This is a genomic window from Finegoldia magna (assembly GCF_002243175.1).
GTDB lineage: Bacteria > Bacillota > Clostridia > Tissierellales > Peptoniphilaceae > Finegoldia > Finegoldia magna_J.
Window position 1 is genome coordinate 186,364 of sequence record NZ_NDYF01000013.1, and the last position, 24,071, is coordinate 210,434.

At 33.7% G+C, this 24,071-nt stretch carries 20 protein-coding genes and 1 pseudogene; 8 read left to right on the forward strand and 13 right to left on the reverse strand.

What is annotated here, in order from left to right:
* Window positions 1-38 precede the first annotated feature (38 nt).
* Genes B9N53_RS06055 through B9N53_RS06065 form a run of 3 tightly spaced genes read right to left on the reverse strand, consistent with a single transcriptional unit; the run spans window position 39 to window position 2,957 of the window.
* Window positions 39-1,304: a dicarboxylate/amino acid:cation symporter gene (locus B9N53_RS06055; protein WP_094204140.1), complete on the reverse strand. Its 1,266-nt coding sequence runs from the start codon at window positions 1,302-1,304 to the stop codon at window positions 39-41.
* A 36-nt stretch (window positions 1,305-1,340) separates the two neighbouring features.
* Window positions 1,341-2,186 (reverse strand): SDR family oxidoreductase, encoded by an 846-nt coding sequence (locus tag B9N53_RS06060; RefSeq protein WP_094204141.1) that lies wholly within the window; start codon window positions 2,184-2,186, stop codon window positions 1,341-1,343.
* A 9-nt stretch (window positions 2,187-2,195) separates the two neighbouring features.
* Window positions 2,196-2,957, reverse strand: a complete 762-nt coding sequence (locus B9N53_RS06065) for an exodeoxyribonuclease III (RefSeq protein ID WP_094204142.1) — start codon at window positions 2,955-2,957, stop codon at window positions 2,196-2,198.
* Window positions 2,958-3,130: 173 nt separating this feature from the next.
* Here B9N53_RS06065 and B9N53_RS06070 point away from each other — a divergent pair, with 173 nt between their 5' ends.
* The 3 genes and pseudogenes from B9N53_RS06070 to B9N53_RS06080 form a co-directional block, all read left to right on the forward strand.
* Window positions 3,131-6,031, forward strand: coding sequence for an insulinase family protein (locus tag B9N53_RS06070; RefSeq protein ID WP_094204143.1), 2,901 nt, complete (start codon window positions 3,131-3,133; stop codon window positions 6,029-6,031).
* A 58-nt stretch (window positions 6,032-6,089) separates the two neighbouring features.
* Entirely contained in the window at window positions 6,090-6,629 is a 540-nt protein-coding gene (locus tag B9N53_RS06075) for a helix-turn-helix domain-containing protein (RefSeq protein ID WP_094204144.1), read from the forward strand.
* Window positions 6,620-7,486, forward strand: a pseudogene (locus B9N53_RS06080) (IS3 family transposase); the annotation flags it as partial. The gene B9N53_RS06075 and the pseudogene B9N53_RS06080, both read left to right, overlap by 10 nt.
* Before the next feature lie 165 nt (window positions 7,487-7,651).
* Here the strand turns inward: B9N53_RS06080 and B9N53_RS06085 are convergent.
* The 5 genes from B9N53_RS06085 to B9N53_RS06100 all read right to left on the reverse strand — a co-directional run bounded on the left by B9N53_RS06085 (window position 7,652) and on the right by B9N53_RS06100 (window position 12,450).
* Window positions 7,652-8,743, reverse strand: coding sequence for a type II secretion system F family protein (locus tag B9N53_RS06085; RefSeq protein ID WP_094204145.1), 1,092 nt, complete (start codon window positions 8,741-8,743; stop codon window positions 7,652-7,654).
* Window positions 8,733-8,888, reverse strand: a complete 156-nt coding sequence (locus B9N53_RS09355) for a hypothetical protein (protein WP_242432423.1) — start codon at window positions 8,886-8,888, stop codon at window positions 8,733-8,735. The genes B9N53_RS06085 and B9N53_RS09355 overlap by 11 nt, the downstream gene beginning before the upstream one ends.
* 21 nt (window positions 8,889-8,909) lie before the next feature.
* The gene (locus B9N53_RS06090; RefSeq protein WP_242432424.1) at window positions 8,910-9,893 is read right to left on the reverse strand and encodes a GspE/PulE family protein; all 984 of its coding nucleotides are present in this window, start codon (window positions 9,891-9,893) and stop codon (window positions 8,910-8,912) included.
* A 103-nt stretch (window positions 9,894-9,996) separates the two neighbouring features.
* Window positions 9,997-11,745, reverse strand: a complete 1,749-nt coding sequence (locus tag B9N53_RS06095; RefSeq protein ID WP_094204146.1) for an ABC transporter ATP-binding protein — start codon at window positions 11,743-11,745, stop codon at window positions 9,997-9,999.
* Between the two features lie 105 nt (window positions 11,746-11,850).
* Complete coding sequence (locus B9N53_RS06100; protein ID WP_094204147.1) at window positions 11,851-12,450, reverse strand: hypothetical protein; 600 nt, start codon at window positions 12,448-12,450, stop codon at window positions 11,851-11,853.
* 384 nt (window positions 12,451-12,834) lie between these two features.
* On the opposite strand from B9N53_RS06100, the gene B9N53_RS09360 reads away from it, so the two are divergent.
* The 3 genes from B9N53_RS09360 to B9N53_RS06110 are packed head-to-tail and all read left to right on the forward strand — an operon-like array spanning window position 12,835 to window position 15,590.
* The gene (locus B9N53_RS09360; protein ID WP_242432425.1) at window positions 12,835-13,272 is read left to right on the forward strand and encodes a hypothetical protein; all 438 of its coding nucleotides are present in this window, start codon (window positions 12,835-12,837) and stop codon (window positions 13,270-13,272) included.
* The gene (locus B9N53_RS06105) at window positions 13,269-14,732 is read left to right on the forward strand and encodes an alpha/beta hydrolase family protein (protein WP_242432426.1); all 1,464 of its coding nucleotides are present in this window, start codon (window positions 13,269-13,271) and stop codon (window positions 14,730-14,732) included. The genes B9N53_RS09360 and B9N53_RS06105 overlap by 4 nt, the downstream gene beginning before the upstream one ends.
* A gap of 3 nt (window positions 14,733-14,735) precedes the next feature.
* Complete coding sequence (locus B9N53_RS06110; protein WP_094204148.1) at window positions 14,736-15,590, forward strand: YihY/virulence factor BrkB family protein; 855 nt, start codon at window positions 14,736-14,738, stop codon at window positions 15,588-15,590.
* 257 nt (window positions 15,591-15,847) lie between these two features.
* Here B9N53_RS06110 and B9N53_RS06115 read toward each other — a convergent pair whose 3' ends face one another.
* Complete coding sequence (locus B9N53_RS06115; protein ID WP_002835670.1) at window positions 15,848-16,930, reverse strand: CdaR family transcriptional regulator; 1,083 nt, start codon at window positions 16,928-16,930, stop codon at window positions 15,848-15,850.
* A 103-nt stretch (window positions 16,931-17,033) separates the two neighbouring features.
* Between B9N53_RS06115 and B9N53_RS06120 the strand changes: the two genes are divergently transcribed.
* Complete coding sequence (locus B9N53_RS06120; protein ID WP_094204149.1) at window positions 17,034-18,164, forward strand: glycerate kinase; 1,131 nt, start codon at window positions 17,034-17,036, stop codon at window positions 18,162-18,164.
* A gap of 1 nt (window position 18,165) precedes the next feature.
* Window positions 18,166-19,431, forward strand: a complete 1,266-nt coding sequence (locus B9N53_RS06125) for a GntP family permease (protein WP_094204150.1) — start codon at window positions 18,166-18,168, stop codon at window positions 19,429-19,431.
* 48 nt (window positions 19,432-19,479) lie between these two features.
* Here the strand turns inward: B9N53_RS06125 and B9N53_RS06130 are convergent, their stop codons facing one another.
* The 4 genes from B9N53_RS06130 to brnQ all read right to left on the reverse strand — a co-directional run bounded on the left by B9N53_RS06130 (window position 19,480) and on the right by brnQ (window position 24,068).
* Complete coding sequence (locus tag B9N53_RS06130; protein ID WP_094204151.1) at window positions 19,480-20,592, reverse strand: ABC transporter permease; 1,113 nt, start codon at window positions 20,590-20,592, stop codon at window positions 19,480-19,482.
* Window positions 20,579-21,676 (reverse strand): ABC transporter permease, encoded by a 1,098-nt coding sequence (locus tag B9N53_RS06135; RefSeq protein ID WP_094204152.1) that lies wholly within the window; start codon window positions 21,674-21,676, stop codon window positions 20,579-20,581. Before B9N53_RS06135 ends, B9N53_RS06130 begins: the two co-directional genes overlap by 14 nt.
* A 1-nt stretch (window position 21,677) precedes the next feature.
* Entirely contained in the window at window positions 21,678-22,616 is a 939-nt protein-coding gene (locus B9N53_RS06140) for an ABC transporter ATP-binding protein (RefSeq protein WP_094204153.1), read from the reverse strand.
* 156 nt (window positions 22,617-22,772) lie between these two features.
* A complete protein-coding gene (gene brnQ / locus B9N53_RS06145) occupies window positions 22,773-24,068 on the reverse strand; it encodes a branched-chain amino acid transport system II carrier protein (protein ID WP_094204154.1) in 1,296 nt (431 codons plus the stop codon).
* Between the last annotated feature and the right edge of the window lie 3 nt (window positions 24,069-24,071).

The window sequence follows — 24,071 nt, forward strand, 5'->3', positions numbered from 1 at the left end:
ATTGAAATTTTCTATAAGTGTTTATCATTTATTAAAATTTACGAATTAAATTTTTCCCTATCAAAATACTCTTCGCCAGAACTATTTGCGACGATAACTGTGCATACCGCATCTCCTGTGATATTTATCGCTGTTCTAATCATATCTAAAATTCTGTCTATTCCCATTATCATCGCTATTGCAGAAATCGGAAGTCCAATTGAATTGAACACCATGGATAAAGTTATCAAACCAACTGAAGGAATTCCTGCAGTACCCACTGATGCAAGTGTCGCTGCAGCAATTACTGTCAAGAAGTTTTGTGGAGTCAATTGCATTCCGTAGGCGTTCGCTGCAAATACCACCGCAACTCCCTGCATGATTGCTGTTCCGTCCATGTTGATAGTCGCTCCAAGTGGAATAGTAAACGAAGAAATTTTCCTGCTAACTCCAAGCTCTTCCAATTTGTTGATGTTCATTGGAACCGTTGCATTTGAAGATGATGTGGAGAACGCAAATCCCAACACTGGGAAGAATTTTTTCAAGAATTTGAATGGATTTACTTTTGCAAAAATCGTCAATAAAACCATATAAACTAATAAAAGTTGCAATCCCAATCCTAAAACTACTGTGAGCATGTATTTTAACATAGAGAATATTGCAGATAATCCTAAAGTTGCAAAAGTCTTTGTGATAAGAGCAAATACACCTATTGGCGCAAACTTCATGACAATCATAGTCATATCCATCATTATGTCGTTGAATTCTTCGCAAATATTTGCTACATTGTGTGCTTTTTCTCCCAAATTCGCCAAAATAATTCCAACTAACAACGCGAAGAAAATTATTTGCAACATATTTCCTTCAGCCATAGCTTTAATTGGATTTGTAGGAATCAAATTGAGCACAGTATCTTTTATTGAAACTGCCTTCGCAGGGTCTGCTTGTGCCGCTTGGCTCACTTTGCTAAGATCAATTCCAACTCCAGGCTTTATAAATGATGCCAATAATAACGCCAAAGTTATCGCCAAAGCCGTAGTGAACAAATAAAACACAAGTGTTTTGACTCCGATTTTTCCTAATTTTTTAGTATCCCCCATGCTCATCGCACCAGTTACTAATGAGAAAAACACCAATGGAACAACGAGCATTTGCATTAATCTGATAAATCCTTGCCCCAATACGTCGAATATCCCATTAACTAAAATGGTATCTTTTATATATGATGAAGGGACAAATAGATTAAAAACTATTCCTACCAACAACCCCAGGAATAATCCAATGAATATTTGAGTTGTCAGTCCTCTTTTTTTCTTTTTTTTCATAAACATCTTTCCTTTTTTATAAATTCATTTTTAAAATTATAAATTATTTTTTTCGATATATTTTTGAAGAGAAGTTTGCCAATCTGTGAATTTGTAAATTTGAGAAGTGTTCAATAAGAAGTTTTCCAAAGCTGTAAAATCTGGTCTGTGACCTTCTATTCTCAAGTTTTCATCTTCGATAACTTCTGCATCAATTCCTTTTATCTTCAAAATTTCTTCTGCAAAATCTTTTCTACTAGCAACTCCTTCACATGATGCATGATAAATTCCGTAATCGTACGTATCCATCAATTTCACGATAAATTCTGCTAATTGATATGCGCTTGTCGGAGAAGAATATTGTGCTTTAGGAACGTAAACTTTTCCCGTTTGAATTGCTTCTTTTATAATATCTTCAACCCTGTGATTTACCGGAGAGAATAACCAACTTGTTCTCAAAATAAAATGTTTCACGCTAAATTCCCTTACGAAATTTTCTCCCATCAATTTGCTTTTACCATACATTGTCGTAGGATGTGGAGTGTCGTATTCTCTGTATGCACTTCTGGATTGTCCACTGAACACATCGTCTGCTGACATGTGAATTATTTTTGCATCCACAGTGTTCGCTGCAACCGCCATGTTTCTTGCACCCAACGCATTTACCCTGAAAGCCTCATCTGGGTTTTCTTGGCAAGCTACAGGGTCTGTAAGCGCAGAACAATTTATGATTATATTCGGTCTGTTTCTTCTAGCAAATATAGAAGTTTCTTCAGAATTTACAATGTCTACAATGTCTTTATCCGTTGCTAAGACTTCGTCTTCCAAAGGATCCAAATATTTCTGTAATACTTTCCCGATTTTTCCATCTGCTCCACTTATCCAAATTCTATTTCTAGTCATAATATCTCCTTAAAAATTAATCTCCAATTCAACTGGACAATGGTCTGAGCCCATTATACTTTGGTGAATTTTCGCATCCACAAGATTGTCCTTCAAATCATCACTTACTATGAAATAATCAATTCTCCAGCCAGCGTTTCTTTCTCTCGCTTTTGCAAAGTACGACCAATAAGAATACTCATCTGTTTTGTCGGGATAAAAATATCTGAATGTATCGATGTATCCGTCATTTAATAAAAGTGACATTTTGTTTCTTTCTTCATCGGTGAATCCTGCTGAACGTCTGTTTGATTGTGGATTTTTCAAATCAATTTCATTGTGAGCAACATTCAAATCTCCACACACAATTACAGGTTTTCTATCTCTTAAAATATTCAAATAATTGTGAAATTCATCTTCCCACACCATTCTGTAATCCAAGCGTTCTAGTTTTTGTTTAGAGTTTGGAGTGTAGACATTAACCAAGAAAAAGTCCTCGTATTCGCAAGTAATCACACGTCCTTCAGTATCGTGTTCATCAATTCCAATCCCGAAACTTACTCCAATTGGCTCAACTTTTGTGTAAACCAAAGTTCCAGAATAGCCAGCCTTGTTAGCTGAATAGGAATATCTGTGATAACCTTCAATGTTCATTTCTTCAGTCATTTGATTTTCTTTCATTTTTATTTCTTGTAAACAAAAAATATCCGCATTCAAATTATCAAATGCTTCCTTAAATCCTTTTTTCATAACGGCTCTGTATCCGTTAACATTCCATGATATTAATTTCATATTCTCACCTCTTATTTGTTATTTATTATATCATATACAGTTTTAAAAACTGATATTTGTGAATGTAGCTAACAATTATTTATACCCAAATAAACAAAAATTTAATAAATTTGTGATTTTGTTAAGTTTTCGCAATTTGATATAATATATTAAAAAGAAAAAAGGAGATTTTTATGCAAGATTATAAAAATTTTAAATTAATAGATACGAGAGAATTATCTGATATCAATTCTACTGCATTTCTTTTCGAACACGAAAAAACGAAAGCGAAAGTTTTGAAGCTTTCTAACGATGATGAAAACAAAGTATTTTCAATTGCTTTTAAGACTATTCCTCAAGATAGTACAGGGGTTGCTCACATAATGGAGCACTCTGTATTAAATGGATCCAAAAAATACACAACTCGTGAACCATTTATGGATTTGGTAAAATCATCGCTACAAACATTTTTGAACGCGATAACTTATCCGGATAAAACTTGCTATCCTGTAGCAAGTCGTAACGCCAAGGATTTCAAAAATCTCGTGGACGTTTATTTGGATGCAGTTTTCAATCCAATTGTTTACGAAAAGAAAAACATTTTTTATCAAGAAGGATGGCATTACGAAATAAAAAATGTCGATGATGATATCAAATACAATGGCGTAGTATACAACGAAATGAAGGGTTCTTACAGTTCAATTTATACGATTATTTTCGATGAATTGTTCAAATATTTGTACCCAGACACAACTTATGCACATTCATCGGGCGGAAACCCTTACAACATTCCAGATTTAACTTACGAAAAATTCTTGGAATTCCACGACAAATACTACCACCCATCAAATTCGTTTATTTATTTTTACGGAAATGGAAATATCGAAGAAGAATTGGATCATTTGTTAGAATATTTGGATGAATATGATTACAAAAAAATCGACTCAGACATTCCTTACCAAAAACCATTTGAGGAAGCTAAAAAAGTCCAAGTCGAATACAATATATCAAAAGACGAAAAGCCAGACGGAAAAGATGTATTGGTTTACGCTGCAAATGTCGGACACATCACAAATGTAAAAGATGCATTTGTTTCAACTATTTTAAGTGATGTATTGTTCTCCAACGAATCTGCAATAATTAAAGAAAAATTGTTGCAAGAAAACATCTGTGAATCTGTAGAGAGCGTATCATCTTACGGACAGGAAATCACAATGGGTGTTATCGCTGAGAACTCAGATGTCAAAAACACTGAAAAATTTGAAGCATTGGTTAAAAGAGAATTAGAAAACATCGTAAAAAACGGAATCGACAAGGACGAACTTACTTCTACTCTTAACAAATTAGAATACGATTTGAAAGAGGCTGGAAGTTTCCACACAAAAGGAGTTATCTATTTCTTAAAATCTGCTCTAAGTTTCATGTACTCAGATAGCTACTACGACCAATTACAATTCTCAGAAACACTTGCAGAATGCAGAAAATTGATCGATACAGATTACTACGAAAAATTCATCGAAGAAAAATTGTTAAACAACAATTTTAAATTGATACTATCATTGAAAGCAACACCAGGTCTTAATTTGAAAAAAGACAACGAAGTTAAGGAAAAATTAAAACAATACAAGGAAAGCTTGTCTGATGAAGAATTGAATGAATTAGTAGATTTGAACAAAAACTTGGAACAATTCCAATCAGAAGAAGACACAAAAGAACAAAAAGACACTATTCCAACATTGGAACTTTCCGATATTGACGCAAAACTTGAAGATGTTGAAAGAATTGAAAAGAAAATCGACAACTACACATTCTTAAATCCAAATCTATTCACATCAAACATTCACTACGCATCATTTATGTTTGATTTGTCGAAGTTCTCTCAAAAAGATTACTTCTATTTGTCACTTTTATCCGATTATATTGGACTAAGCGACACTACAAATTACGACTACAAAAAATTATACACTCAAACATATCTTGCATCAGGCGGAATATTCACTGCAATTCATTTGAACAATACAAAAAATGGTCAAGATTTGAAATCCAAATTTGTGTTCAGTTTCAAAACTATAGAAAAAACAGAAGACGAATGTATCAAAATCTTGGAAGAATACTTGTTCAATGTGAAATTCGAAGACAAAAATAGATTCAAGAACATCCTTCAAAACCTAAAACAAGAATACAAAACGAGAATACTTGAAGCTGGAAACCAATTCGCATTGACACGATCTATGGCATCATTCTCAGAAAAAAGCGTGTTAGAAGATGAATGTTCAGGAATTAGCTACTACGAAAAATTGTGCGATGTTTTAAATGATTTCGACGAAAAAGCAGACATCACATTGAAGAAATTACAGGACTACTACGAAAAAATCGTGAATTCAAACGATATGATAGTAAGCATAATCAACGAGAAAGATTCTGCAAATAAATTCTTCGACAAATTACAAAAATCGTTGATTGCGAAAATGAACACAGAAGACATCGAAATAAAATCTTCTCCAACAAAATTCTTCAAATTAAAAGAAGCCTACAAGACATCTTCAAATGTGAATTACGTTGTCAAATCAGCTGATTTGAAAAAATATGGATTTGAATACAATTCCAAAATAACTGTGTTGACAAATATACTTAACACTTCATTCTTATACAACGAAGTCCGTGCAAAAGGCGGCGCTTATGGAGTTGGAATGAGCGTAAGCTTGAATGGAATATTGTACGTATATTCCTACAGAGATCCTAACATCAAAAACACAATCACAATTTACGATCAAATCGATAAATTCGTTGAAAACATGAACTTCGATGAAAAAGAAATGAAACAATTCATCATTGGAACTGTGAACCAATTCAACCCACCGATGACTACATTCACAAAAGGAAGCCGTTCGATTAACATGTATTTGTCAGGAAGATCGATAGAAGATTATGAAAATTATCTTGAAAATATGCTACACACAACTGTGGATGATTTGAAACAATTTGCTGAAATAATCAAAAAAGCAATGAAAGAAAACCACCTAGTAGTTGTAGGTAACGATACAAAAATCGACGAAGATGCAAATCTTTTCGACAAAATAATAAACGTTGAATAAAATTGAGGGCATATGACCTGAACCCCAAAATCCGGAATACGGATGGAGGGGTTTTTTCATGCCAAAATATACAAAAGAATTTAAGATCAGACTAGTAAAGGAATACTTATCAGGAGCCTATGGTGGTCAATGTTTACTTACTAACAAGCATAAAATACCAGAGTCAACATTAAGAGAATGGATATTTAAGTACAACTATGGAGGATTAAATAGTTTGACTAAAAAGCAAAGTAAATCTAAATATACTAGTGAATTTAAGCTATCTGTAATACAATATAGGCAAATCAATAATCTATCATACAGAGAAACCGCAGAATATTTTGATATCAGTAATGGATCAGTAATATGTAACTGGGAGAGAAGATATCAACAACGCGGTCTATCTGGATTAGAAGATAAAAGAGAAAGGCCTAGAAAATATATGACTAAATTAAATAAGAATTCAAAGGATAATACTCCAATAAAAGAAAGCGAAAGAGAAGAATTAATAAGACTAAGAGAAGAAAATAGACTTCTCAAAATGAAGATAATCTACGAAAAAAAGCTACAAGCCTTGCTACTGGAAGAGGAAGCAGAAGCAAGGAAAAGACAAAGATAATCCTCAAACTACAAAAAGAATATCCAAAAAGCAAGGTAAGTGAATGGATAGAAATAGCTAAGTTACCAAAATCATCCTACTATGAATGGAAGATAAAATTAGAAAATCCAAAAGACAAAGACAAAGAAGTTAAAGGTGAAATTAAAACAATAATAGAGACATCAAAAGGTAGATATGGCTACAGAAGAGTAACTATGGTATTAAAAAATAAAGGCTTTAATATCAACCATAAAAGAGTATTAAGAATAATGAGAGAAGAATCCTTGCTATGTACTAAATTCAAAACTAGATCAAGAAAATATTCATCATACAAAGGACAAATAGGAAAAGTCGCAGATAATGTAGTAAGAAGACAATTTAGCGCTACTAAACCAAATCAATTATGGTTAACAGATGTAACAGAATTTAGATTGAGAGGCAAAGAAGAAAAAATCTATCTATCACCAATATTAGACCTATACAACAGTGAAATAATAAGCTATACCCTAAGTTATCACCCAACAATAAACTTAACCAATAAAATGCTAGAAAAAGCATTAGATCAAAATAAAGACATTAAAAATTTAACAATACACTCAGACCAAGGATTTCATTACCAACATAGTACTTGGACAAATAAGTTAGAAAAATTGAAAATTACACAAAGCATGTCAAGAAAAGGAAATTGTCTAGACAATTCTCCAATGGAGAACTTCTTTAGGATATTAAAACAAGAAATGTATTATGGAGTGGAATTTAAAAGTTATGATGAATTAGTTAATGAGATCGAAAGATATATCAAATGGTACAATGAGGATAGGATTAAGACAAAATTAAACGGAATGTCTCCTGTTATGTACAGATTACATTCCGCTTAAAATATTATTAAATTATTCCGTGTTTACGGGTTCAGGTCATATGCCCTCTTTTTTGGTGCGAATATTCAACGCTTTTTGATTAAAATATTCAACGCTCATGCAAATAATATCTAGACTTCACTATGATATTCGTGCATGAGTGTTAATATTTTATATCACAGTTTGTTAATTAAACGAATTTATCACATCAAACATCGGAATTGTGATGGATATTACGATAAATCCAACGATTATTGCCATGATGATTATGAGCATTGGCTCTAATATACTTATGAATGATTTGATTGCATATTCCACTTCTCCATCGTAAAATTCTGACAATTTTTCGAAAATATCTCCCAATTCTCCCGTATTTTCTGCAACTTTTAGCATGGAGTTGAATACTTGCGGAGTGATTTTTCTTTTATTGAATGCTTCTTCAAGCGTATATTCTCCAGATTCTATTTCTCTGAAAATATCGGAAAGTTCTTGTTTGTAGTATTTGTTTTTCATGGATTTTTGAATTATAATCAGTCCGTCCAAAATCGTCATGGAGTTTTTGTGAGTTATGCTCAAACTTCTCGCAATTTCTGATGAGATTACGATTTTTCTTTGTTTCCCAAAAATTGATTTGGTCGTTCTGAATTTGTCCAGGTAATATCCAAATTTAGTCCTTCGATATGCGATTATAAGCCCTACTATTATCAAAACTAAAATCATTAGAATTAATAATCCTTTTTCATTTATCGCAGTGGATACGGAAATTAAAATTCTTGTAGACAATGGTAGCACCATGTCAGAGCTTTCAAACAAATCGACAAATGTAGGAATGACGTTTTTGAGCATAAATATCAGCATTACAATCCCAGTGACCGTTAAAATTATCGGATAAATCATAGCGTTTTGAACTTTTTTGTTTATGTCATAAGTTCTCTCGTAGTATTTGCTCAAATCGTAGACTACTTTGTCCAGCCTTCCACTTTCTTCTCCTAGTTTAATCATTGAAGTAAAAAACATATCAAAGTTTTTGTCATTTGCGAAACTTTCCGACACGCTCATTCCGTTATTCAAATTCTCAGAAACTTTGTCCAAGCTTGGTTTAAGTTGTTTGAATTCTTTTTGTTCTTTAAGTAAATTAATTATTTCGATGATTGGAATCTTGGCGTTCAGAAGAATTGAAAATTGCCTCAAAAACAAAAACAGTTTTTTCTTCGAAACTTTGAGATTTATTTCTTTTTTTAATATGCTATCTTCTTTTAATAAACTGTCAATTTTCATTGTACAACCTCATCGCTTCGTCAAATGAAGTGTTTCCAAGAGCTACTTGAATTAAGGCTTTTTTGAACAAACTGTCGATGTTATTTTCTTCGCCGTAGTTTTTCAAAGATTTCAAATTCATATCTTTTTTGATTAGGTTTCTCAAATCATCGTCGATTTTTAATATTTACATGACAGCCATTCTCCCGTCGTAACCGGAACTACATTCATCGCAGCTTCCTGGCTCATAAATTTCAGTTGGATTTAATCCGTTTGATCTGAAAACTTCCATTTGCTCAGGCGTTGGCGTGATCTTTTTCTTACAATGAGGACACAATTTCCTCACCAATCTTTGCGCGATGACAACTTTGAGGGACGCTCTTATCATGTAATCTTCGATTCCCATATCCATCAGCCTGATAATCGATTGATAGCAATCGTCTGTGTGAATTGTTGAATAAACTTTGTGTCCTGTGATTGACGCTCTGATTGCAAGTTTCGCTGTTTCCAAATCTCTGATTTCACCGACCATTATTACCGATGGGTCTTGTCTAAGCACAAACTTCAGCGTATTATCAAATCTCAGCCCGATTTTTTCGTTTATTTGAATTTGATTGATGCCAAAAATATTGTACTCAACTGGATTTTCAATTGTGATAATATTTTTGTCGATCGTGTTTTCACGTTCTAGCATTGTGTAAAGCGTCGTAGTTTTTCCACTTCCTGTCGGTCCACAAATCAACACCATTCCATTTTCAAATTTCGTAAATCCTTCAATCATTCGTTGTTCATTTTCAGAAATCCCAAGATTTTGCATACCGATTTTAAAAGATTCCGGGTTCAAAATTCTGATAACGCATTTTTGCCCGTGAATTGTGTTGATAATACTAATTCTAAGATCAATCTTGGAATTTTCGTAAGTATATGTAATTCTTCCGTCTTGTGGAAGTCTCTTTTCTGCGATATCAAGCTCACTCATTATTTTAATTCTAGTAATTATTTTCGAATGCATACTCTTGTCCACAGTTTTGTATTCCACCAAACTCCCATTGATTCTGAATCTAATCCTGACATTTTCTTCGAATGGTTCGATATGAATGTCGCTGGAATTTTTCCTAATTGCATCATCAATTATAGAATTTACAAATAAAATATTATCGTTGATTTCCATTGTTATCTCCTTGTATATATCTAATTTAATTATATCATTAAAATAATTAAATCAATCTACAAACAAAAAATACCAACTGCATTGCAGTTGATATCTTCCCTATTTACACCAATAATCTGCCACCTTGTGTGTACAAATTATAATAATATCCTTTTTGTTCCATCAATTCTTGGTGCGTTCCTCGTTCGATTATTCCGTCTTCAGTCAACACCAAAATCAAATCTGCGTTTTGAACTGTTGTAAGTCTGTGGGCAATTGTAAGTGAACTTCTTCCTTTTGCCAAGTTTTCCAACGATTCTTGCACGATAAATTCGCTCTTATTATCAAGTGCTGATGTCGCTTCGTCTAATATCAAAATCGGTGGATTTTTCAAGAAAACTCTCGCGATTGAAATTCTTTGTTTTTGACCGCCTGATAACATTACTCCACGTTCTCCAACATAAGTGTCAAATCCGTTTTCCAAGTTCATTATAAAATCGTACGCTCCCGCTGCTTTTGCTGCATCTATTACTTCTTGTTCTGTCGCATCTGGTTTTCCGTACAAAATATTTTCTCTGACAGTTCCACTGAACAAATACACATCTTGTTGCACCATTCCGATGTTTGAACGAAGTGATTGAAGTTTGATTTTGCGAACGTCAATTCCTTCCACTAAAATTTCTCCGTCTTCTACATCGTAAAACCTTGGAATCAAATTGCACAACGTCGTTTTTCCTCCACCAGAAGGTCCAACCAATGCAACTTTTTGTCCAGGATTTATCGTAAATGAAATATTGTTCAACACATTTTCGCTGTTATTATTGTATTTGAAGCTTACATCTTTGATTTCGATCTTGCCTTTGACATTTTCCAAATCCACAGCGTCTTCGTCGTCGAAAATTTCGATATCTTGATCCATGATTTCTGTAAATCTTTCGATACCAGTCATTCCACGTTGGAATTGTTCCGTAAATTCTACGATTCTTCTGACTGTTGTAAGTAGCGTTTGAACGTATAGGATAAACGCCACGATGTCCCCGCTACTCATCTTTCCTTCGACTAGGAAAAGTCCTCCGAATAAAACCACGATAATATACATTATTCCATCAAAAGCTTTTGTGATCGTGTTAAATCCAGCCATTGATGCGTAAGTTTCTGATTTTATATCCAAGAATTTTTTATTTCCTTTTTGGAATTTTTCGATTTCTACATCTTCATTTGCGAATGATTTTACAACTTTAACTCCAAGCAAGCTGTCCTCGATGTCTGCATTCAACACTCCGATATGACGTTTTTGTTCTTTGAACCCTTTTCTCATTCTTCTGTTGTATTTGGATGCAAACACAATCATAAGTGGAATTGATAAGAATAAAATCACTGTCAACAATGTGTTCAATCTAACTAAAATTGCAAATGAAACTATTATCTTGATAAGTCCAATGAAATATTCTTCTGGGCAGTGATGTGAAAACTCTGTAATATCGAACAAATCCGATGTGATTCTTGCCATAATTTGTCCGACTTTTGTTTCATTAAAATACGAATCGGAAAGTTTTTGCAAATGTTGGAAGACATCGTATCTCATGTCTGTTTCAATCTTCGCTCCCATTATGTGACCTGTTTTTGTCATGTAGAATCCCGCCAACAAATCAATTATCTTCATAACCAAAAGAAGACCTGCCATTCTGAAAATCATTTCTCGTGTCAAAGTATATGTTCCAAGCCCTGCATTTGTCAGTCTTCTCAAAATCATCGGCAACACCATATCTGTAAGTGTCGTAAGCGCCGCGCAGAACAAATCAAACATCAAAATGAATTTGTACTTTTTAAAATAAGGCATAACCCTTTTTATCAGATTAAGATTTCTTTTCATGCTTCTTTCCTTTCTTTAAAATTAATCAATACAACAATTATAGCACATTATTTTTTTTAAAAACAAACCGCCACGATGAAATTTGATTTCAAAATGGCGGTCAATTTATTTTGCGGATAATTTCTTCATTAATATTGTAATTGCGAAAAATCCTACTAATATTAAAATGTAAATAAAAATATTGAGAGTGAACAAATTTTGCTTCACTGGCCCCGAAAAAATCGAAAAATATGAAAACAAAACAATTCCAATCGCGGATATTGCAATCAAAATGTATCTGAATTTATTGTCGTGAAATCTCTTTTCTTTTCTGGAAATTATAATCGGAGTTGCAATTACAGCAGCAAACATCGTCAAATAAAGTATAACTGCTGATACTGAAATTTGTTTAAATTCCAATCCCAAGAAATTTCTAATTAGATTGGTAACAAGTCCCACCGAAGTTATCAACAAAAAGTAATACACAAGCTCCATTAATTTATTCACTATGTTTACATTTGAAAAATCCTCGATGTAGTTGTTGACCTTTCGAAGTTCTGATTTGTACAAGTCTTCTGTAGGAATCGCGTTATTTTTTTGCAACTGCATCAAATCAATATCTAAAAGTTTTTCGCACTCACTAAACGTCTTAAAATACAGGTTTCTCGTCTTTAAATTTATCAAAATTCTTTGTTTTATATCTGAAAAATCTTCATCCAATTTCATCCGTTTTCACCTCTCATATATAATACCATAAAAAAACTATAAATTATTCAAATGATATTCAAAAATTATTCACAATAATTTGTCCCAAATTGTTGGTAAGTTTTTGTGGATAAATGTGGATAATGTGGATAACTTTGTGGATATCTCAAAATAAGCCAAATTTTTTGCACAAATTATCATCAATTTATGTGGAAAAGATTTGTATAACCTATTTGAAATGTATTTTCACTAAATTTATTTAACACTCAGTTAATAAATATAATCGAACTTTCAAAATACTTACATTAAAATTCAATTAATTTTCAATGTATTACTTTTCCTAAAGTATATCGTAGCAGTCGATTATGTTATAATTATCTTAATATATAAATGAAGGAGAATTATATGAAATATTTCGATTACGATTCATTTAAAGACTTTACATTTATTTCAAAGTTAAAAGCTTTAAAAAATTCAGACGATATTTTCTGTGTTACTACCACAGCTAATATAAAAGAGAACAAATACGATTCAAATATTCACAAAATCGGAGACAATAAAAACTTCACAAGTTCCAACAAGGACTCTTCATTTTTTGAATTGAGTGATGGAGATTTATTGATTGTTAGAAATTCTGAAAAAGAAGAAGATTCTGACACATCATCTTTTTACAGACTTCCTACTAATGGTGGAGAAGCTGTAAATGAATTCGACATCGATTTAAAAAACGCTGAAATTCTTTTCGAATTGGAAGATTCTTTCATCGTAAAATACGAATTCGACAGACACAACGAAATGAATAAAATCACAGAAGAAGAAAAAACGAAGATATCGAAGTTTTGACAGAACTTCCCTATTTTGAAAATGCAGTTGGATTTACCGACAAAAAAAGAACGAGACTTGCAAGGTATTTCCCAAGCATCGACAAAATGGATATTCTAACAGACGAATTTTCGAATATTTCATCTGTCGACATCAATGATGACAAATCAAAACTTGTTTTCGTGAGAAATTCTTACGAAAATGTTATGAAAATCGAAGATGAATTAGTTGAATACGATTTGAAATCTGGAAAAGAGTCTGTGATTTTACAAGGTTTTATGATAATGTCTGCGAAATATTTCAACGACGATATCGTAATTCTCGCTACAGATGGAAAAGAACATGGACTGAACCAAGACTGTGAAATATACAAAGTTGTAGACTACAAAGCGATTAAACTAAACGAAGATCACTACTGCTTTTACAATTCCATAGGTTGTGATTTGAAGTATTCTTCCGGAAGTCAAATCGAAAAAACTGACGACTACATGTATTTTGTGATTTTGGAAGGATATGGAAGCGCAATTTTGAGGATGGATAAGAATTACAAATTCGATAAGATTTTATCCACAAATAATTCTATCAATATGATTTCTGCGAAAAACGATGATGATGTGTATTACGTTTTGATAACTGAAAATCACGGACAAGAAGTCTACAAATTAAACGGAGAACAACTAACTCATTTGAACAATGACGAATATCACATAAGCAAAAAAGACAAGTTTACATTCGAAAATGAAGGAAATTCATTCACAGGCTGGGTGATTTATCCAAAAGATTACGACGAAAACAAAAAATATCCGGGCGTTTTGTCCGTACACGGCGGTCCGAAAACTGTTTTCGGCGAAGTTTTGTTTCACGAAATGGAATTATTGTCTGCAAAAGGATATTTTGTCTTCTACACAAATCCACGCGGAAGTGACGGATATGGAAATGAATTCATGGATATAAGAGGAAAATACGGCGATGTGGATTATTCTGATTTGATGAAGTTCACAGACATCGTTATGGACAAATACCCTATCGACAAATTGGGCTACACTGGTGGATCTTACGGAGGATTCATGGCAAATTGGATGATGACTCACACTGACAGGTTTGATTGTTTTGTAAGTCAACGTTCGATTTCAAATTGGATTTCTTTCAGTTTGATCTCAGATATTGGCTATTATTTTGGGACAGATCAAAACCACACTGAAACAGTGCTAAATGATTATGATAAATTGTGGGACAAATCTCCACTAAAATACGCAAAAAATGCCCATACTCCGACACTTTTTATCCATTCTACAAAAGATTATAGATGTCCAGTGTCTGAAGGAATGCAAATGTTCCAAGCTTTAAAACTTAACAACACGCAAAGTCGATTTGTGATGTTTTATGGAGAAAACCATGAGCTTTCACGTTCTGGAAAACCTAAAAACAGAATCCGAAGATTAAAAGAAATATGCGATTGGTTTGATGAATATTTGAGGTAAACGATGAAAAAACAGAAAAAAGAAAAAAAGAATTTGTTCTTCAAAAAATTATTACAATCAATAAAAGAAGACCAAATCCCATTATTGAGTGCACAGACTACTTATCATTTTATAATGAGCTTGGTGCCATTTCTAATAGTTTTATTAAATATTGTGTTGATGGTTGCTGCAAGTAAAATTGACTTGATTTTCAAATGGATGGAAGTAATTCCCTCTGAAACGAGAAATATACTAATGACATTAATCAACACGATTATAAGTAATAGATCTTCATCTGTACTTTCCATCTCGTTGTTGGTGGCATTGTGGTCAAGTTCCAAAGCTTTGAAATCTTTAATCAAAGCTATGAACAAAGCATTTGATGTGAGAAGTGAAAACGGATTTTTGAAAACCCAACTCAAAAGCATTCTCTTCACAGTGGTGTTGCTTTTATTGTTGATTGTGACATTAGTGTTCATCGCATTTGGTGGATTGATTTTAAATCTAATTGAGCAATATATGAAAATACGAATACCATACTTCGCACAATTTTTCAGATATTTAATTCCTATCGTGTCCATGATTTTTGGGTTCACATTGCTATACAAATTCGCACCTGATTTTGATTCTACAAGAAGCATCAAATGGAAATCGGCAATGCTAGGAGGAACAATCGCAACTATCGGATGGCTTTTGATTACAGTGTTGTATTCGTTCTACGTTTCCAACATTTCGAATATGTCATTGACATACGGTCCATTGGTCGGCGTATTCGCACTTTTTGTGTGGATTAATTTATCCTCGCAAATAATTTTGATTTCAGCAGAAATCACAGCCAACTACGACCAAGTTAAAAGAGGAGTTATATATTCAACTTAGTTGTTGGAAAATTATTCGTAGAGTAGGAACCCATCAGGCTAAAATGGAAAAACAAGCAGCAAAACTCTCATGCACGAACATCTAGACTACAAAAATTGTTAATTTCTAAATCTCAAAATCCTAAAATCGCAAGCACGCTAACGCTTACGCGGTGCGATTTTTGACGGATTTTTTCGATTTGAAATTATATCAATTTTTTCCGTATGATGTTCTAAACATGAGAGTTTTCTACTGTTTTATACTTTTTACTACATTTTCTAATTCAATATAAAAGCCAAATACAACCTGATAAAATCTTCTACATTTCTAGGGTCAAGTCCTGTAATATCCCTGAGTTTATTCAGTCTGTACTGAACGGTGTTTTTGTGTACGAACAAATCCTCCGCACATTTTGTTATGCTTTGATTATTTGTCGCATAAATTTTTATCAAATCTTTGTAAATATTGTAATCTTCGTCGGAAATATCTTTCAATACGACTTCTTTGAACTTTTTGATTCTATCTTTTTTGATACTTCCAAGCAAAATTCCCAAATCCAACGTGGAATAATCAACAACGCAGTCTTTTCTTTGCAAATTATCTAACCAATCCAATGCAACCATGCAATTGTCGTAATTTTTCTTAAATTGGTTAATCATTTTGAATGAACCGCTAATACCAAAATACACCCTACTATCGATAGCATCGTGAATTTGGTTTCTAATTTTATCCAGCTTTTTCTTGATGATAATCTTGTCTACATTGTTGGCAAGAATTACAATTTCTCCGTAAAAAACGCTGTATACGAAATTATTAGACAGATTGTTCTCCAATATTTTATAAATTTGATCGGAATCTTTCAACAAAAATCTGCTTTCGGAATTTTTTCCAACGATAACGTATTTTTCGTCTTCACTTTCCAAATATCTGTACAATCCGTAATCGTCCAACTCATTTATCAAACTTTCAAACAAATACTTGTTCATGTCCTTTTTCTTTAGTTTGTTCTTCTCAACGAGTTGTTCTTTGACTAGTATTTCGGTCATTTTTTTGATGATGTTACCGTATTTCATAACTTCGTCTTTGTTTCCAGTGATTCCGATAACGGCGATGATTTCTCCGTCGATTGTAACGGGAATGTTGATTCCCTTCTTTGCTCCGACGTATTCTTTCTCATTATCAACAAAAATCGTTTTGTTTTGCTTTACGCATTCCTTCGCAGCTTCGTGATAAGTGCCAATTCTATTTGAATTTGTAGAATAAATAATATATCCTTCTTGGTCGAAAAAGTTCAAATCGTAATCAATTACATCTTTTAATTTTTCGACAATCATTTTTGCAGTGTGATCAGAAATTCTCATTTGTTCTCCATAATAATAAATTTATTTGTTCATTTAACATTATTATTACATAAAACATACATTTGTGCAATCGTTTGTTATAAAATTGAGGTAGGAGGTTGTTATGAATATATTAGTATTGATAGACTCTTTTAAAGGAAGTTTGAGTTCTTTGGAGGCAGGAGAAATCATCAAAAAAGCTTGTGAACAAGATCCTTCAAACAAGGTAATAGTAAAACCTGTTGCTGATGGTGGAGAAGGAACTATTGATTCATTAAAGGATATTAAAAACGCTAGAATAGTTGAGGTCGATGTACATAATCCTTTGATGGAACATCACATAGCTAGATATTTAATCGTAGATGATAAACTTGCGATTATGGAAATGAGTGAATCCAGCGGACTTACGCTTATAAAAGACAATTTGGATCCGATGAATGCTACGACATTTGGAGTTGGAGATATGATAAAGGACGCTTTGGATAAAAATATCCGAGAATTTATCATTGGAATCGGCGGTTCTGCAACTACAGATGGTGGCATGGGAATGCTTCGAAGTTTGGGAGCACGATTTTTTGACGAAGACGGAATCGAAATCTCAAACGGTCCAATAGGAATTATAGATTTGGAAACAATTGATTTGGATAATTTCGATGTAAGGCTTAAAGAATGTACATTCCAAATAGCTTGTGATGTGGACAATCCATTGTGTGGAGAACGCGGTTCGGCAAGAGTATTTTCCCCACAAAAAGGTGCAACTCCAAAACAAGTTGAAGAATTGGATAAACTTTTGGGCAAATATCACGAAGTTACAAAAAAAGTTATTCCAGATGCAAATGATACGATTGAAGGAGCTGGTGCTGCTGGTGGTTTGGGTTACGCTTTTAAAAATTATTTGAATGCAGAATTGAAACCAGGAATTGAAATAATTCTAGAAATGCTTGGCGCAGATGAATTAATCAAAAATTCCGATTTGATTATCACCGGTGAAGGCAAGATGGATTTCCAAACATCTATGGGAAAAACTCCAGTAGGAATTGCAAATGCAGCGAAAAAATACAATAAAAAAGTCATCGCTTTTTGTGGCGTTTGCGATAACGATGCAGTCTCTGTTAACGATAGAGGAATCGATGCATTCTTCCCTATTTTAAATAAATGTATGAGCACAAACGAAGCTATGGACAAAAAAGTTTCAGAAGAAAACTTGTACAGAAGTGTTGACCAAGTAATGAAATTAATAAATTTATGGAGGTAGTATGGACAACGTAACATTTTCAACGATTGGAGCATTGATCGGCTTAGCGTTATCAATTTTTCTAATCATCAAAAACTTCCACGCAACTTACGCACTTATCATAGGGGCTTTGGTTGGTGGACTTATCGGTGGAGGCGGACTTGTGGGAACAGTGTCTGCTATGGTAAAAGGTTCTGAATCAATGATGAGTTCAGTTCTAAGAATTATGACAAGTGGTATTTTGGCAGGCTGTTTGGTTAAAACGGGCGCCGCAGAAAAAATCGCCGACACGATTATCAAAAAATTAGGCGAACAAAAAGCTTTGATTGCTATCGCGATTTCTACGATGATTATCTGTGCTGTCGGAGTTTTCATCGACATTTCAGTTATCACTTGTGCGCCAATCGCACTTGCTGTTGGTAAGAAAACAAATCTTTCCAAATCAAGCATTTTATTGGCTATGATTGGTGGAGGAAAAGCGGGTAACGTAATCAGCCCTAACCCAAACACTATTGCAACTGCTGAAGGCTTCAAACTAAATCTTACATCATTGATGTATGTGAACATAATTCCAGCAATTTGTGCATTAATCGTTACGATTATTATCGCAATGGCATTAGCAAAAAAGAAAACTGATGTAATAGATTCAAGTGATTTGGAAGCTTCTGAAAGAACAAACTTGCCAAGTTTCTTCGCATCAATTATAGGGCCTGTTACTGTAATTGTTTTATTGGCACTTAGACCAATCGCGAAAATCACAATCGACCCGTTGATTGCACTTCCATTGGGAGGATTCGTGTGCTTATTGGCTACAAAAGAAACTAAGAATACCAAAGAATATGTCAACTACGGTTTCTCAAAAATAATCGGAGTTTGTGCGCTTTTAATCGGTACGGGAACAATCGCAGGAATCATCAAAAATTCAACACTACAAACAGATATGATTAATTTGATTACTGCATTTAATTTACCAGCATTCATTCTTGCTCCAGTAGCAGGTATTTTAATGGGTGGTGCAACAGCAAGTACAACTGCAGGAAGTACAATAGCTTCACAAACATTCGCCAAATCATTGATCGATGCAAATGTAACTGCACTAAATGCTGGTGCTATGGTTCATGCAGGTGCTACAGTTATCGACTCACTTCCTCACGGATCATTCTTCCACGCAACTGGTGGATCTGTCAAAATGTCTATCGCTGACAGATTAAAAATCATTCCTTACGAAGCAGCCGTAGGTTTGACAACTACAATCGCATCAGTACTAGTATATTTAATTACAAAATAATTTTTCTCAAAAGTAAAGGCTATGAGCACACAACTCATAGCCTTATTTTTATTTGTTGATATTATCATTGCCCTTTGGCTTTGCCAAAACAGAAATCACGATAAACACCACGCTAAATCCCAATATTATCAAAAGATTAGGAAGAATTTTCGAGATTTCTGGAAATTCTTCTAAAATTTCGTTGTTACTAATGTAGTAAAATCCTGGGAAAATTCTACCTATAGTCAAAGCGGTTTTCCCTAGTAATTCTTGCGGAACAAATGCTCCACACAAAAACGACGATCCGAGTGAGACGATGTTCATTACTCCTTGAACTGTGTTAGAATTTTTGATTACACTTGATATCATCACTGCCATCGACACCACAGATATCGTAAATACAAACGAATTAAGCATCATAAGATTGATGTGAGTCTTCGTAAAATCGTATTTGTACAAAACGCAGAATAGTATCATGTATATTAACCAAAACACAAGTCCTGTGACGATGTGACCAAGCATCAACTCCATATTAATCCTAGTTCTTGGACATGGTGACACGTTGTTTCTCATAAGAATTGGTTGTTTTTTGTAAACCAAAGCGATGTTCGAAACGACTAATATCACTTGTGCAAGTAGCAGGTAGTTTAAAAAGTTAAAGTAGAATTTGGATTTATCTTTTTTGGAATTTACACTTCCCTCTTTAATGCTAACATCAATTTTTTTATCCAAATCATCATTTGCGTTTTTTATAGCCTCATTTTCAGTAAATCCACTTTTTTCATAGGAACTAACTTGGCTTAGATAAATATTGATCTTTTCTTTGATATCCATCGCATAAGCATTATTCGGAGCGACTTTGTACAAAACTTCCCTTGTTTTATCGAAATCTTCCGGGATAATTACAGCCGCGTTGATAATATCGTAGAAAAGTTTGTCATCTACGATTTTTTCATCCATTGTTTTTATCTTGGCGTTCTTGTCCAAATAATCGTACAGAGATTTGGACAGTTTTGTGTTTGCTTTATCTTGCACATAAATATTTACATCAACTGGTTTGTAAGAAGTTTGAGTAGTGTTCTTCGTAGCAAAGCTCATCAACACGAAGAAAATTATCGTGTACAAAAGTATAGGAGTTTTGTGTGCCCATGCGATTTTAAAATAATTTTTAAAGACTCTCATACTCTTTACCTCTCATGAAAAATAGTGACGCTACAACAAATACAACCGTAATTATCAAAAGATTAATAACGTCTTTGTTAAATCGTGTCATTGAATCGTAATAATACAACGAATACATCGCATCTGTAACTACTGCAACAGGATTTATTTTATTGATAACTGGAAGCTTTTCGGCGATGATTACTTTTATTTCTGGAACCATCATTCCCGCCAAGAAAGACATCAACATAGTTATTGCAATTCCCATTCCGATTTTTGTATCAAGACTTGCTTTGTTGGACACTCCAATTAATATTCCAAACGCAACTCCACAAAGAGATGAAATACTTGCAAGTCCAATCAGCGCACCTATCCTATCTCCAAATCCAACTCCAAGTGCGTATTTTAAATACGCAATAAATAAAACTGTGATTGCAAAATTGATTATCCAGCTTACTAGCACTGATGCAGAAAGCATGACGCTTTTTTTGGTTGGAGAAACTGCGTTACGCTTCGCATTTGTAGACAAGTTCGCTTCGTATTGGAAGCTAACGAAAAGCCCCCACATATATCCGTAAATCGTCGTCATCCCCAAAAGCGTATAGAAAAACACATTCACAGGATCCATGTTTTTTCTTGAAATGTCTTTGATGTGATCGTCTACATTTAAGATTTTTCCGATATCAGCCGTAGGGTTTTTCTGCATAATCTTAGTTATCATGGATACTTTTTGAGAATATGAATTCATGATAGTTTCGACGATTGTCTCAGAAATCCCAGATTTTTTCGTGTAGATTTTGTCTAATGAATCAATGTAAGCTTTTACATCTTCGTTAGTATTCAATATATCTTCGTTTTTTGATTCCACAACCTTGAAATATTTCTCATCCTCCATCTCATTCATGAAGTTTTTGAAATTGTCATCTTGCATAAGAGTTTCATTAACAGCTACATCAATGGTTTTGAATTTGCTGTTTTCATTGATATTTCCAAATGCGAGTTTGAAGAAAATTCCCAGAACAATCGGAAACAACAACGCCCAAAAAAGCATCGCTTTTTGTCTCAAAAGTAGCTTAAAAGTATTTTTAAATGAATGTAGAAACATATCAATCCCTCAAATCTTTGCCCGTCAATTCCAAGAAAACATCGTTAAGACTTGGCTTTTCGACATTCAAAGAACTGTACTGAATGTTTTTTTCGTCCAAAAGTTTGATTAGTTTCATCAAATATCCATCTCCATGTGAAAAATTCAGCTTAACATTTTCGTCCTTGTTTTCAAAACTCATCAAATGTGGAAGAGATTTGATTTGAGTTATGACATCTTCGTTTAATTCTTTCGCTGTGAAGCTTATCTTCTCATTCATTTCTATCATGTTCTTGAGTTGTTCCGATGAACCTTTTGCGATGACTTTGCCCTTGTCAATAATCACGATGTCGTCACATAAGAAATCCACTTCGTCCATATAATGTGATGTGTAAATTATCGTCGAACCATCTTCATTTAATTTTTTTATTCCTTCCAAAATGCTATTTCTAGATTGTGGATCGACAGCAACAGTCGGCTCATCTAGGATAATTATCTCTGGTTTATGTGCAATTCCACATGCTATGTTCAGTCTTCTTAGTAAACCTCCCGATAATTTTTTCGGCTTAAACTTTACAAAATCATTCAGGCTCACCAAATCCAACGCTCTTTTCACAAGCTTACTTCTCTCAGATTTGTCTTGTATGTATAATCCGCAGAAATAGTCGATGTTTTCGTAAACAGTCAACTCATCATACACTGCCACATCTTGAAACACCACGCCGATTCTTTTTTTGATATCATAAGCATCAGCAGACATTTCTTTTCCGAAAATTTTCACACTTCCAGAATCTTTTTTTAAAAGCGACAATATGCAATTGATAGTCGTGGATTTACCACTACCGTTTGGACCAAGCAGTCCTAGAATTTCTCCTTTTTTCACGTCCAAATCCAAATTATCGACCGCAGTGAGTTCCTTGTATTTTTTCACAAGACCTCTGACCTCTATAAGGTTTCCCATAAGATCCTCCATAAATTTTATTTCTATCTATAGTATATCATTAATGTGTAAAAAGTTTGTAAACAAATCGCAAAATTAATTATAAAATCTCTAAATTCTGCAAATTTGTCCAAAAAAATCAGCACAAAGAACAACTTTATGCCGATTTTTTATAGTCTATGCTAATTTCTTTTTATCTTGGATATACGCAATCATTCCGAACACTGCTCCTGTAACGATAGCCGGTAGCAACCATTCAAATCCAACAGAACTTAGAGGAAGAGTTTTGATTACATCTGTAAAACCTTGTAAAATTTTGAAATTTTGATTTAAAACTTCCACGAAACTCACTACAAATGTCGCAAGTACTGCCCCTGTGTATATCAAATCGTATTTTATATGTTTTTCAAAAATTCCCAAAAATATAAGTACCATAATTATAGGATAAACTGTCGATAGAATTGGAACTGCTGCTTTAATAAGCGCTTCAACTCCAACAAGTGAAAGCACACCAGAAATCACAACTGTTGCCAAAACAATTGGCTTGTAACCCAATTTGTCTTTAGTGATATTTGAGAAGAAATCTCCAGCAATCGCACTTAGCCCAACCGATGTAGTCAAACATGCCAATGACACTGCAATTCCTATCGCAATTTTACCGGCCGAACCTAAAATATTTTGCACAGTTCCAAGTAGTATGTCCACTCTTGTGTTTTGAACAGTGTAAATCTTGGATGCAGTCGCTCCAACATATATCAATCCACCGTAAATTATCGCCAATAAAACAAATGCCACAAGTCCAACCCATTTGACAAGCTTTAGTCTTTCTTCGTCGTTGACATATCCTTTTCTCTTTAAATCCGAAACGACTATCCCCGTCATAAGTGCTGCTCCAAGAGCATCCATAGTTTGATATCCTTCAGCAAATCCCTTCAAGAATATTTGATTTTCTGTAGCGATATTCATAACACCAATAGGATCTACTATGCATTTTCCGATAATAACTAATAAAATAATTACCAATCCCGGCGTCAAATATTTACCGATTTTGTCGATAACTCCCGTTTCATTAAACACAAAAATCGCAGTCAATGCGAAAAATATTAACGCAGTTACCCATTCTGGAGTTCCTGGAAAAACTTTCGAAACAAAAACTTCGTGAGTTGTCGCTGCAGTTCTAGGAATTGCAAAAAGCGGTCCAATGGTCAATATGGTAACGGTTCCAATAATCTTAGCAAATTTGTTCCCAACTCTTTTTCCGAGATCTTCTGCTCCTCCACCAAGTTTAGCTGTGATAATTACCCCAAGTATCGGTAGTACAGGGTCTGTCAATAAAAATCCCAGCATTGCCTTTTTGTACTCAGTTCCCGAAAGCACACCCAAATAAGGTGGAAAAATCAGATTTCCTGCGCCAAAGAATATTGCAAACAATGCAAATCCTACGATAATGACGTCCTTAAATTTCTTATTCAAAAT